The sequence below is a fragment of the Intestinimonas sp. HCP28S3_D6 genome (assembly GCF_052065695.1).
In the GTDB taxonomy this organism is placed as follows: Bacteria; Bacillota; Clostridia; order Oscillospirales; family Oscillospiraceae; genus Intestinimonas.
Genome location: NZ_JBQHTM010000062.1, coordinates 1 through 13,107 on the forward strand (window position 1 = coordinate 1; position 13,107 = coordinate 13,107).

Sequence of the window (13,107 nt, forward strand, 5' to 3'; positions counted from 1 at the left end):
TTTTACCAGAATGGGGCTCCGCTTTCTATATCATATGAGTGATTTTCGGTTTCAGCCATGACCGGAAACCATTGCAATTACTACTCTTTTGGAGTTTTGCTCATGGCTGTACCATTTTTGTCTGGAGGTGATTCTTCCTGAAGCAAAACTCCAGGGCCGGTGACATTGTCCTGGCCCTGTTTTTCTATGTTCCGGTGGTCTGGGGCGCATTGCTCATTGCCCAATCTTTGGGGCGTGGATTGCCGGAACTTCTTACCAATCTGACAACGGCGCTCCAGCACCCGCTGGATATCCATTGGACAGACAAAAGCCTGCTGTCCATCCTGATCTGTACCGGCCTCTATATCATGGGCCTATGTATCTACACCTCTGAGCAACGGCGCACTCGGGACGGTGAGGAGCACGGCTCCGCCGCCTGGGGCTCTCCCCGGCAAGTCAACGCCATGTTCCGCCAAAAAGAGAACAAGATTCTGACCCGCCATGTCCGCCTGGGCCTGGACACCCACAAGCACCGCCGCTCCCTCAACGTCCTGGTTATTGGCGGCAGCGGCGCGGCCAAGACCCGCAGCTATGTGAAACCAAACATTCTGGAGGCCAACACCAATTATGTCATTACTGACCCGAAAATGGAGGTGCTCACTGCGACCGGAGGGTGGCTGAAAAGCAAAGGATATGTCATCCGGGTGCTCAACCTGGTCAACCTGGAGGAGTCGGACGGGTATAACCCATTCCGCTATCTGAGAGATGAAAAAGATGTCCTCAAGCTGGTTAATAATCTCATCCAGGCTACCACACCAAAGGGCAGCCATGAATCTGATCCGTTTTGGACCAAGGCGGAGACGGCGCTCCTCCAGGCCATCATCCTCATGCTGTTCCAGGAGGCACCGGAGTATGAGCAGAACTTCTCCATGGTCATGCGGGTGCTGGAATACGCGGAGGTTCGAGAGGAGGATGACGAGTATCTCTCCCCCCTGGATTTACTGTTCCAGGCCATGGAACGGGAGAACCCGGAGAGCGTGGCTCTCAGGCAGTACAAAGTATTCAAGCAGAGCGCAGGCAAGACAGCCAAGAGCATCCTGGTATCCGCCGCGGTTCGTCTGGCCCCCTTTAACCTACCCCAGATCCGGGCCATCACAGATCACGACGATATGGACCTCTATACCCTGGGAGAAAAGAAATGCGCTCTCTACGCCGTGATCCCGGACAATGACAACACCTTCAATTTCTTGGTGTCCCTGCTCTATTCCCAGGCGTTTCAGACACTTTATTACAGCGCGGACCAGATCCATCATGGGGCGCTGCCCCAGCACGTCCACTTTGTATTGGATGAGTTCGCAGCCATGCCGCTGCCAGGGTACACTCGTGAATTGGCCACCATGCGTTCCCGCAACATTTCCTCCAGCACCATCATTCAGAACATGGCCCAGATCAAGGAGCTGTACAAGGACTCCTGGGAGACCATCCCCGGAAACTCGGACACCATCCTCTATCTGGGCGGCAACGAGCAGAGCACCCATAAGTACATCTCCGAGGCCCTGGGCAAGTCCACCATTGATACAAAGACCCATGGGCAGACCAAGGGCAAATCGGGCTCCTACTCCACCAATTTCCAGATGAGCGGACGGGAGCTGCTTACCCCCGATGAGGTTCGTGCGTTGGATAATCGCTATTGCATCTTGTTTATCCGGGGAGCAAAACCCGTCATGGACCTAAAGTATGAACTGACCGAGCACCCCGCTATCCGCTACACCGTGGACGGAGGCGGAGCGCCGTATATTCACCATGGACACAACACCACACCGGCCATTCCAGGCACACCGTTCTTCCAGGTTATTTCTGCCGATGAAACCAACAAAGAAAAGGAGACTGCAGCATGAAACATGATCTGACCACCCGTAAGTATGAGCGCCGCGCACGGAAACTGTACGCCCTGTTTTCCTGCCTCGTTCTGGCGCTGACCGTTATGGTTGTCCCGGCCTTTGCCGCAGACGATCCGCTGACGGTAGTCAACAACCTTTCCGAGTTCATCTTCGCCCTGATTCGAGCCATCGGCCTGATCCTGCTGGGCTTCGGTGTCCTCCAGCTTGGCCTGTCCCTCAAGAGCCACGACCCCTCTCAGCGGGCCAACGGCATGCTCACCATTGCTGGCGGTATTGTGATCACCTTTACCAAGGAGATCCTCACTCTCATTACCGGATAAAATTATAAATTTAAGTAAAAATGCTGTGGATATCAGCATCCACAGCATTTTACTAATAATTTAAGAGGCCGGTAAAAGAGCAAGAATTAAGCAACAATTTTGTCAACATGAGAACTGCAAAAGACGCAACTGTTAAGAAATCCGAAACAATCGGCAACACCTCCGCGATAGTCAGTGACAGTTGCCCCATATATGGTCGCCCTGCTATCCGATGACTCTCTCTACCGTGCCTCCTGGGGCCAAGTGCAGTATAGCATTTGTAGCACAATTTTTCAATCACAAGTCTTTTATTGAAGGAGGTGATGCAACATGGGCAGTGGAAACTGGATCGTAGACAATCTGAATTCCGCACTGCAGACCTGGAACGACAAACTCGCAGAGATCTGGACCCTGATCAGCACTACCCCGGAGGAATTCAAAGGCGGCGGGATCTGGAACGTGATCGTCAGCATCAACGGCGCGCTCCAAGCCATCGGCTACGCTCTGCTGGTGCTGTTTTTCGTGATGGGCGTAGTCAAGACCTGCGGCAGCTTTACCGAGATCAAGCGCCCGGAGGTGGCCTTCAAGTGCTTTATCCGCTTTGTATTGGCCCAGGCGGCAGTGACCTATGGCATGGAACTGATGAACGCCCTGTTCCGAATCGCCCAGGGTGCAGTATCCACCATCATGGACGCATCCGGCATGACTGCCATGTCGCCCACCACACTCCCGGAGGAACTCATTACCGCCATTGAAAATGTGGGTATATGGGATTCCATCCCCCTCTGGGCGGTCACCCTGCTGGGGTCTCTGTTTATCTGGGTTCTCTCCCTCATTATGATCCTAACCGTTTACTCCCGCTTTTTCAAGCTCTATATGGCAACCGCTATCGCACCCATCCCTCTGTCTAGTTTTGCGGGACAGCCCTCCAGCAGCATCGGCGTCGCTTTCCTCAAAAGCTATGCCGCCATCTGCCTGGAGGGCTGTATCATTGTGCTGGCCTGCGTCATTTTTTCGCAGTTTGCCTCCGCCCCACCTGCTGTGGGCGACGCTTCCACAGCACCGGCCACACTGGTCTGGAACTACATTGGAGAATTGATCTTCAATATGCTGGTGCTGGTAGGCTCGATCAAGATGAGCGACCGGATCATCCGGGAATTGATGGGGCTTGGTTAGTTATCGTCAAACAGGTCATCCACCTGGATCTTATATCCTCCATCCGGTTCTGGTTTCCCATACATTTGTGCCTCCCGCATACGGTTGAGCACGATAAGCTCCAGCATCTTGTCCTCCCTCCGCCGGAGCAGAATGCCACGGATCTTCCGAACCAGGGAGATTACCCAGGACAGGGCCACTGCCGCCAGCAGCATATATCCGATCAGATCCCCCAATTGTTGATTACTATGGTACCACTCATGGAAAACAGTGGGGACAATCAGCGCATAAAGCAGTGGAATGGTCAGGCGAAACACGGCTGCCAACCGGAACACAATGGAGAGAAAAATCATTACAATCCCGAGCATCAAGTATGCCATACGCTCCACTCCCTTTCTAAGTTGAGCAAATGGTACCATAGCCAGGCAGACTTTGCAACGGTCTGTCCATGAAAACCAAACAGAAATGTAGGAGGTGAGACCTTGGAGGTCCGTATCAATAAAGAGGTACGCAATTATCAGGAAAGCCTATTCTTCGGCCTGTCCCTGCGGCAATTTTTGTTTGCCCTTCTGGCCGTTCTGGTGGCGCTGGCCATGTACTTTTGCCTGCGTCCGGTGCTTGGGATCGGCGAGATCGGCTGGGTATGCATCCTGGCCGCGTTTCCCTTTGCCCTGGGCGGTTTTTTCACCTACAACGGCATGACCCTGGAACGCTTTTTCATGGCTTATATCCGCTCAGAATTTCTCATGCCCAAACGGCTCTTATTCCGAACGGAGGATCTCTATGTCAAACTTATGGAACACACATCAATAAAGGAGGCCATCCGACTTGATTAAGACTCTTCAAAACACACTGAAGCAGGACAAAGAGCACCTTTCGGTGCCCAAGTCCGTACAGGATACCATCCCCATCCGCCGCCTCTGGCCGGATGGGCTTTTTCAGTTTGGCGGAAAATTCTCGAAAACCGTCCGCTTTTCCGACATCAATTACGCCATCGCTTCCAAAGAGGACAAGACCTCCATGTTCCTGGGCTACTCGGAACTGCTCAATGCCCTGGACACCGGCTCTACCACCAAGATTACCATCAACAACAAGCGGCTCAACCGCCGAAACTTTGAGCAGGAGATCCTGATCCCGCCCCAGGGGGACCATCTGGACGGGGGCCGTTCGGAGTACAACGCCATGCTGCTGGACAAGGTCACCGACTCCTCCAACAGCATGGTGCAGGAGCGATATGTCACAGTATCCGCCCATAAGAAAACGCCCGAGGAGGCCCGCACCTTCTTTGACCGGGTCATGAATGATGTGACCACCCGGCTCAATCACCTGGATTCCCACTGTGAGGAGCTGGACGCGGTGGAGCGGCTGCGTGTGCTCCACGACTTTTACCGAGTGGGCGAGGAGGCCCGGTTCCATATCGACCTGCGGGAGTGCATGAAAACAGGGCGCTCCTTCAAGGACACCATCTGCCCGGACAGCATGGAGTTTCGGAAGGATCACTTTATCCTGGGCAATAAATATGGCCGGGCCATGTTCCTCAAGGAGTATGCCAGCTACATCAAGGACTCCATGATCAATGAGCTCACCAGCCTGAACCGCACCATGATGCTGTCCATCGACGTGATCCCTGTCCCCACCGATGAGGCCGTGCGGGAAATGCAGAACCGCCTGCTGGGGGTGGAGACCAACGTCACCAACTGGCAGCGGCGGCAGAACAGCAACAACAACTTCTCCGCGGTGGTGCCCTACGACCTGGAGCAGCAGCGGAAAGAGACGCGGGAAATGCTGGATGACCTGACCACACGGGATCAGCGGATGATGTTCGCTGTGGTGACTCTGGTGCATTTGGCCGACAGCAAGGAGGAGCTGGACAGCGACACAGAGACCCTCCAGTCCATCGCACGCAAGCATCTGTGTCAGCTGACCACCCTGAACTGGCAGCAGGACGCGGGCCTTGTCACCGCCCTCCCCTTGGGGCTGCGGCGGATCGACGCCCTGCGCACCCTGACCACCGAGGCCCTGGCCGTCCTCATGCCCTTCAAAGCCCAGGAGATCCGGGACCGGGGCGGCATTTACTACGGCCAGAATGTCATCAGCAAAAATCTCATCATTGCCGACCGCAAGCAGCTCCTCAACGGCAACGGATTTGTTCTGGGCGTGTCCGGCTCCGGCAAATCCTTTACCGCCAAGCGGGAGATTACCGCCCTGGCCCTCTCTACCCAGGATGACATCCTAATCATCGATCCGGAAAGTGAGTATCGTCCCTTGGTGGAGGGGCTGGGCGGCCAGGTGGTGGAGATCTCGGCCACCTCCAGCAACCACATCAACGCCATGGACATGGAGCAGGGCTACGGCGAGGGGGAAAACCCCGTGGTGCTGAAATCGGAGTTCCTGCTTTCTCTCTGTGAACAGTCTGTGGGGGCCGGAAAGCTGTCTGCCAAGGAAAAGTCCATCATTGACCGCTGTACAGCACAGTGCTACCACGACTATGTGCGGGACGGCTGCCGGGGCCAGGCCCCCACACTCCAGGACTTTCACGCCGAACTGCTGCGCCAGCCGGAGGCAGAGGCGCGGGATGTGGCTCTGGCCCTGGAACTGTTCACGGAGGGCAGTCTCAACACCTTTGCCAAACCCACCAATGTGGACATGAGCTCCCGCATCGCCTGTTATGACATCCGGAAGCTGGGCAAACAGCTGCTCTCCATGGGCATGCTGGTGATCCTGGACAGCTTTCTTAACCGGATCACCCGCAACCGCCGCTTGGGGCGGAATACCTGGATCTATATCGATGAGATCTATCTGCTGTTCCAGCATGAGTACAGCGCCAACTTTCTGTTCACCCTTTGGAAGCGGGTTCGGAAGTACGGTGCCTGCTGCACCGGACTGACCCAGAATGTGGACGATCTGCTCCAGTCCCACACGGCCCGGACCATGCTGGCCAACAGTGAATTCCTGGTCATGCTCAACCAGGCCAGCACCGACCGGCTGGAACTGGCCCGGCTGCTGAACATCTCCGACAACCAGCTCTCCTACATCACCAATGTGGACTTTGGACGGGGTCTCATCAAGTGTGGCAGCGCCATTGTGCCCTTCATGGACAATTTCCCCCGTCATACGCAGCTCTATAAACTGATGACGACCAAGCCCTCTGACTTGGCCGCGTAATAAAACCAGGGAGGGGCCCTGACCCCTCCCTGCTGGAGCGAGGTGAGATATATCGATAAAATCAAAGAGAAACCCCAGGTGCAGCACACTTTGAAAGAGCGGGTCAAGTCCGCGCCGAAAGAGTTGATCCGCAGAGGGCTGGATGACGGCACAGAGCGCCTGCGGGGCCAGCTGCGGGACACGGCTCAGCACGGCCAGCGGGATGACTTCGGCGGTGACCAACTGGGCGATGCCGAGGTGAGTGGCGTCAAACAGGCGGAGCAGCTGGCCGAGCGTCTGCTTAGAAAGCGAAAAAAAGGCGCAAAACATACCCCGGACGCAGGCCCGGACGGATACCCTGGCCGTCACGATCCGCCAGGAGCAGCAAGGCCAAGAGATGACAGTATTCTGCCTCCAAAGGACCGCCTTCACGGGAAGGAAGCGGGAGCTCCGCTCCGGGCGCAGAGTGCGGGCAGAAACCGCCCACAGCCGCAGTCCGCACTCCAAACGCCTCAAAAAAGAAACATCAAGACCAAGGACGCCTATCTGAAGATGCAATCCGATCCCGCACCTGCCACACCGCCAAGCGCCTTGCAGCAGGGAAAAGCGTCCTTTATGCAGGAGCGCCAGGGCAACCTTCTCCGCAGTGGGAAACTGGAGCGGCGCTTGCCTGTGAGAGAGGACGGCCCCATGGCAGCTCCTCCCTCGGGAAAACGGCCACAAGGTATAGAGGCCCGCAAGCAGCTGCGGCAGGTGTCCGGGCAGACAGGTGGTTCTCATGTGCAGCCCCAGCCTCATGCGGAGGTCTCCAGGCAGGCTATGGGCAGCACCGCAAAGACGGCAGTAAAAGAACGAGGTGTGCCGGTCAAATCGGCTGGCCATCCCATTCGCAAAACAGCTGGAATTGGAAAGCCGGGTGGGAAACCGCCTGTAAGAGCGTTTCCGGCACGACAGGCTCGCCGTGCGGCGGAGGCGGGAGCCAGACTGGCACGAACCCAAAAGGCCGCAAAGGTGGCCCGTATGACCGCCAGGCAGGCCGCACAGGCGGCAAACCGCGCGCTCCGCGCCGTGATCGCGGCAGCTAAGGCTCTGGCCGCCGCAGCCACAGCAGGCGGTGGAGTGGTGATTGCGGTGGTGATTGTCATCTGTCTGTGCGGCATCATCCTCGCCTCACCGCTGGGTATCTTTTTTGCCGGACCTGATGAAACAACCGGAGCCATCTCTCCCGCCCAGGCGGTGGCACAGATCAACGGCGAATTGGGAGAGAAGATCTCCAGTATGCAGGCAGAGGGTGGATATGACACGCTGGAGATCCAGGGGCAGCCGCCCCCCTGGTCTGATATTCTGGCGGTGTTTGCCGCCAAAACGGCGGGCGCTTCTGATGGAACGACTGTGGCGATATTGGATGCGGCCAATGTGGAGGCCCTGCGCACAGTGTTCTGGGACATGACAAAGCTGACCTCCTCCTCCAGAGAGGTGGAACATCCCGCCTCCGGAGACACTCCGGTCTGGACAGAGCAAATACTCACTGTGACGATCACCGCAAGGACGCCAGATGATATGCGGGTATTTTATTCTTTCACCGAGGAACAGAACAAGGCTCTGGATAAACTGCTGACAAATTCCGACATGCTGGCTGCCTTGGCCGGGGATCTCACGATCTCAGACGTCACAGCAAAGAAGCTGCTGGCTGAGCTGCCCGCTGATCTGGATCCAGAGCGCCGGGCTGTTGTGGAAACCGCCTGCAGGCTGGTAGGTAAGGTCAACTACTTCTGGGGCGGGAAGTCCCTGGTGATTGGCTGGGACTCCCGGTGGGGCCAGCTTACCAAGGTATGGGCAGACGGCAGCTCGACTACCGGAACCTATCTGCCCTACGGGTTAGATTGCAGTGGATTCGTCGATTGGGTATTTTACAATGTCACTGACGGAGAGTACATCATAGGCCACGGCGGCGGTGCTCACATGCAGCACACCTACTGTACCCCCATCTCTTGGAATGAGGCCCAGCCTGGCGATCTGGTATTCTATCCCGGTGACGAGCATGTGGGAATCGTAGGTGGTAGAGATGAAAGCGGAAACCTGCTCATCATCCACTGTGCGTTCAGCCAAAATAATGTGGTGATCACTGGCCCGGAGGGCTTTACCTCTATTGGACGTCCACTGTATTACGAGGGACAACGACAATAAAGACAATAGCGCTAAAAAATCTTGACTTTTGGCATTGCAAATGATATATTCTAGATAGTATTTTTGTAACTTGATAAAAGGGGGGCGTTATATGCCGTATCCTGGAAGTATGGATCCCTTTGGCTGGGGCGATTTTGACCGTGAATCCACGAACGAGTCTGATGGTATGCATTTTTGGGGAAGCGATAATGGGGACGGAACTACTACATGGTATGATGACCAGGGCAATTGCGACTCCATTTCTCGGACACCTAGTGATGATGACAGGTGGTAACTACAGTACATCATTGTAAAGGAGCCATTATTATGTATGAATTTGAATGTTTGACTAATGTCGAGAAAGCACCTGTCATGGAGATGGAAGATTGCCGTCCATTTTCGGGTGCATGTTATCCCGAAGTTGAAGGGTGCTGTGGCCCTGAATGTTCTCCTATGTAAAAATTGAATTATTAATTATTAGGTCGGCACACTGCCAAGAATATTAATTTGGCAGTGTGCTATTTTTTTAATATTTGGAGGAGGTGTAGAACCACCATGTTTTATGTTTTGAGTAAGAATGTATATTTGGTGAAAGGAAATACAAGAGGATGTATCTATGACTTTAATTCTTCTAAACTATATAGCCTAAATAAGGAATTGTCAGATAAAGTTGATTTGGCGAATCAGAAAGGTATTTGCGTTGATTTACTTGATGCAGACCTACAAAGTATCTTTGATGAATTAGTTAGTAATGGAATTCTTACACTATCGGAAACAGCGGTTACTAGACACATTGAAGAAATTAAATTACCTGATATGAAGTTTACCTTTGCTTGGATTGAAGTTACTAATCAGTGTAATTTAAGATGTCGCCATTGCTATAACGAGTCCGATATTCGATGTAATGATTTTATGACTTTAGATAACTATAAAATAGTAATTGATAATCTTTTAAGTTTAGGAGTCAAAAAAGTACAACTTATTGGCGGAGAACCTTTTTTTGACAAGCCATTGCTAAAAGATATGCTTGATTACACTGTTGGAAAATTTCCCCTAATTGAGATATTTACTAATGGAACATTGATGAGTACAGAATGGTTCAAATACCTCTCTAAAAATGATATTCACGTCGCATTATCAGTATATTCTTATGATGAAAATATGCACGATGCAGTTACTGGATGTAAGGGTTCATTTGCAAAAACCAATAATACTATAAAGGAACTCAAACGATTAGGAATTACTTACAGAGTATGCAATGTTTTAATGAAAGATATAGATCTAGGGAATAGATCAACTAATTTATACGAATTGAGTCCTGATAAAGATGTTGTTAGAATGTCTGGCCGTGCAAGTTTCTCTTTGCTGTCTGAAGAATTAATTCGTAAAAAACTTATAACTAAAAAGTCGTTTCAAGCCCCTATCAGTAGGTACTTTGCAGCTCGACTACTATCAGGGCACAATTGTTTCAATAATCGCCTGTATATTACGGCCAATATGGATGTGTTTCCGTGTGTAATGGAACGGCGCATGAAGCATTGTAGAATAGACAAGAATCATGGAATTAATTTAGATGAAAATATACGCCTGCTAAACAAAGATAAAGTAGATGAATGTTGCCTGTGTGAATTTCGGTATGCATGTTTTGATTGTCGCCCGAATTCGTTAAGCGGAAATCTATTAGAAAAACCTTGGTATTGTACCTACGATCCGTTATCGGGAGAGTGGGAAAATGAGGACGAATTTGTAGCAAAACTTAGAGAAAAGTGGGAAAAATAACTTTCTGTTTTGCAGGTTGGCCTGTACGGCACAGTATATCAAATACCAGATTGCCCGGCAAGGCTTCGAGCAATCTTCTCGTCTGGTAAAACACGGTTGGATTGCCGAACGTGCCGCTTGGTTTATCGATACAGGCACTTACTTGTTCGGTATGAGCGCAGGGCGGATACTCACCTGGTCCTGCAACCCCTTGCTACCGTTTTCGTTGCTTCTCGGTTTTATTAGGTACTCTCTAACGCTGAGTGAAATACTATGAGCAATTTGTATCTTTGATACGCGTGAGGTATAGAATGAAGGATCAAGAAAAATACTACGATGCAATAGGAACTATTGATTTGACTGATGAGGATGCAGTTAAAAATGCGCTTGAAAAAGCGGGACTATATTCCAAATTATCATCATTTCCACTGGCATCCTTGCAATTTGAATTAACGTCACACTGCAATGCTGCTTGCAAACATTGTTATAATAATTCTGGTATATACAACAATGTTCCCGATGCTATGACTCCACAAAAATGGATCTCTTTTGCGCACTATCTTGTGGAGAAAGGAGGTGTATTTGAGTGTTTACTGTCTGGAGGTGAACCATTACTGTTGGGAGAATCCTTGTTTGAACTCATGGACATTCTTCACGATGACGGAACCTGCTTTTTATTGCAGACTAATGGCTATTTACTTACAAGGCAGGTCGCGGAAAAACTAAAAAAATACCGGTATCATTGGGTTCAAATATCCATTGATGGAACAACAGCTGAGTATCATGATTTTTTCCGGCAGAAACATGGTAGCTGGGAGAAGGCTGTAAAGGGCGCGATTGCGGTTTCAGAGAATAGAATACCCCTCAAAATCGCACACTGTGTTACACCATATAATTTGAATGATATAGATGACATGTGCAGTTTCGCCTATTCTTTGGGAGCTTTAGCTATAACAGTGGGTGAAGTGTGCCTAAGTGGAAGAGTTGCGCAGAATCAGGATTTATTGTTGTCTGGTGAACAGAGAGCTATGCTTTACCAAAAGGTTAAGGAAAATGCTACAAAATATGAAGGTCGCATGAAAATAAAAACGTCTAATAGTGTTCGGAGTGGCTTAGAGCGGCAGCGCGAGAAACCGTATACAGCAGCCTTAATTAGGCCGAATGGCGATATACGCATTGATGGTATGGCTCCATTTATTATAGGTAATATACTTATAGATGATTTTGCCGAAGTGTGGGCGAAGAAAATTAATCTGTGTTGGAATGATCCAAAAGTGACCGATTTTATCCGGGAATTCGACGCAAATGATAGAAACTACTCGACTATTAATTTTGTTGCCGATGATACATACATATGATACCTTGGTGTGGAGAGGGTAAGTGTGCATGTGTTTTAGGCTCTGTGATACGTTACCACGAACGAAATTGCCGTCAATAATTCCAATGGCCGTCTCACCTCTTAAAGTGCTCTGCACTTGCGTAACCAGCTATATGCAAAATGAGTCCCACAGGGATTTTACTTGTGGGACTTATATAACTGTCAAACCAGGCATGGATTACCGAAATGGGACTGATGTGTAAAAATATCTCTATAATAGTGATAGCGTCGTAGAATATCGAGGGCTGGAAGATACTATACGAGACCGGATAGACTGTTATGGAGAAAAATCCACAGACTATCCGCCTGCTCCTTTGGCGGTTACAGAATCCTTATCGACCCCATTAAGTACCCTGATTCAATGCTTATACGCTACTTGGACAAGATGCGTCCCACAATAGAGAAAGAATCGCTTGGGAGAATGCGCTTGGGGGTGTATCGTTCATTATATGATACCAAAATCACCTGTTGATGTAGCACACCCGCACTGTCCATGTAGTCATCCATTTCTTCTGTGGCTGGTTGTTGTAAATCGTATATTTTCAAATAGCCTTCTCCATTACAGATGAACACCCCTACTTCTCCAGGCTGCAAAGTATCCCTTTTTTCCACCCAAACAATCTGACCGTCATGATAGACCGGTTCCATGCTGTCTCCATTGACTCGAACCCCAAAGTCCGCATTACTGGGAACAGCGCTTTGGGGGAAGCGAATCATCTCAAACCCGCCTTCATCCAAGAATTCACCAACTCCAGCCGAAACAGCCAGTGTGCTGATTGGCATTTCAATGTAAGTTTCTGTATATCGCTCCGGAGCAGGCCGATAGCGGCCAGAAGCAATGAGATCCATCTTGTACTCATCCAGCTTTCGCAGCCCCGTATCGTTCAAAAGCACTGACTCCATACCAACCATGCAGTCTTCAATCCCAAGTATGCGGCAGAGCGCAATAAACTGGTATGCATTTGGTACTGTAAGTCCTTTTTCCCATTTGTTTAACCCCTGGATCTGGATCTCCACACCATGGTTTTGCAGCAACTCACGCAGTGCCTCCAGGGTAAGGCCACGTTGCTTTCGTTCTATGGAAAGTCTTTGTCCAATGACATTTTCTGCGCGTTCCTCGGCAGCATTCCAAACCGCATTGGGGCGGAAAGAAACGATTTTAGCTGGGCCTGTACCCCGGCTTTTTTTCTCACTTGGCATGATAATCCCTCCGTCCTTTAGGGAATCTCTGATTTAATCCGCACTACCATAAAGGCTCCGGATGTGGGATAATAACACTATCAACGCAATGGTGGTGTATGGGGATGAAGAAACAGGAAACATTTAC

The 13,107-nt window shown here is 51.0% G+C and carries 10 protein-coding genes; 8 read left to right on the plus strand and 2 right to left on the minus strand.

Going from position 1 to position 13,107, the window contains the following annotated elements:
* Positions 1–239 precede the first annotated feature (239 nt).
* From ACTNBK_RS15175 to ACTNBK_RS15185, 3 genes are all read left to right on the plus strand, one after another.
* Positions 240–1,877, plus strand: coding sequence for a VirD4-like conjugal transfer protein, CD1115 family (locus ACTNBK_RS15175; RefSeq protein WP_441147376.1), 1,638 nt, complete (start codon positions 240–242; stop codon positions 1,875–1,877).
* A complete protein-coding gene (locus ACTNBK_RS15180; protein WP_441147378.1) occupies positions 1,874–2,200 on the plus strand; it encodes a formate hydrogenlyase in 327 nt (108 codons plus the stop codon). The genes ACTNBK_RS15175 and ACTNBK_RS15180 overlap by 4 nt, the downstream gene beginning before the upstream one ends.
* 309 nt (positions 2,201–2,509) lie before the next feature.
* Positions 2,510–3,355, plus strand: coding sequence for a hypothetical protein (locus ACTNBK_RS15185; protein ID WP_008979960.1), 846 nt, complete (start codon positions 2,510–2,512; stop codon positions 3,353–3,355).
* On the opposite strand, the gene ACTNBK_RS15190 is transcribed toward ACTNBK_RS15185, so the two are convergent.
* Positions 3,352–3,714, minus strand: a complete 363-nt coding sequence (locus ACTNBK_RS15190) for a molecular chaperone GrpE (protein WP_308543393.1) — start codon at positions 3,712–3,714, stop codon at positions 3,352–3,354. The two genes, ACTNBK_RS15185 and ACTNBK_RS15190, sit on opposite strands and share 4 nt — an antisense overlap.
* A gap of 102 nt (positions 3,715–3,816) precedes the next feature.
* Here ACTNBK_RS15190 and ACTNBK_RS15195 point away from each other — a divergent pair, with 102 nt between their 5' ends.
* The 5 genes from ACTNBK_RS15195 (at position 3,817) to ACTNBK_RS15215 (ending at position 11,760) form a co-directional block, all read left to right on the plus strand.
* Positions 3,817–4,170: a PrgI family protein gene (locus ACTNBK_RS15195; protein WP_441147380.1), complete on the plus strand. Its 354-nt coding sequence runs from the start codon at positions 3,817–3,819 to the stop codon at positions 4,168–4,170.
* Positions 4,163–6,499, plus strand: coding sequence for a VirB4-like conjugal transfer ATPase, CD1110 family (locus ACTNBK_RS15200; RefSeq protein ID WP_441147381.1), 2,337 nt, complete (start codon positions 4,163–4,165; stop codon positions 6,497–6,499). The genes ACTNBK_RS15195 and ACTNBK_RS15200 overlap by 8 nt, the downstream gene beginning before the upstream one ends.
* 42 nt (positions 6,500–6,541) lie before the next feature.
* Positions 6,542–8,665 (plus strand): NlpC/P60 family protein, encoded by a 2,124-nt coding sequence (locus tag ACTNBK_RS15205; RefSeq protein ID WP_441147383.1) that lies wholly within the window; start codon positions 6,542–6,544, stop codon positions 8,663–8,665.
* Positions 8,666–9,199: 534 nt separating this feature from the next.
* The gene (locus tag ACTNBK_RS15210; protein ID WP_441147385.1) at positions 9,200–10,423 is read left to right on the plus strand and encodes a radical SAM protein; all 1,224 of its coding nucleotides are present in this window, start codon (positions 9,200–9,202) and stop codon (positions 10,421–10,423) included.
* Positions 10,424–10,713: 290 nt separating this feature from the next.
* Positions 10,714–11,760: a radical SAM/SPASM domain-containing protein gene (locus ACTNBK_RS15215; protein ID WP_441147386.1), complete on the plus strand. Its 1,047-nt coding sequence runs from the start codon at positions 10,714–10,716 to the stop codon at positions 11,758–11,760.
* Positions 11,761–12,152: 392 nt separating this feature from the next.
* Here ACTNBK_RS15215 and ACTNBK_RS15220 read toward each other — a convergent pair whose 3' ends face one another.
* Entirely contained in the window at positions 12,153–12,980 is an 828-nt protein-coding gene (locus tag ACTNBK_RS15220; RefSeq protein ID WP_441147388.1) for an XRE family transcriptional regulator, read from the minus strand.
* Between the last annotated feature and the right edge of the window lie 127 nt (positions 12,981–13,107).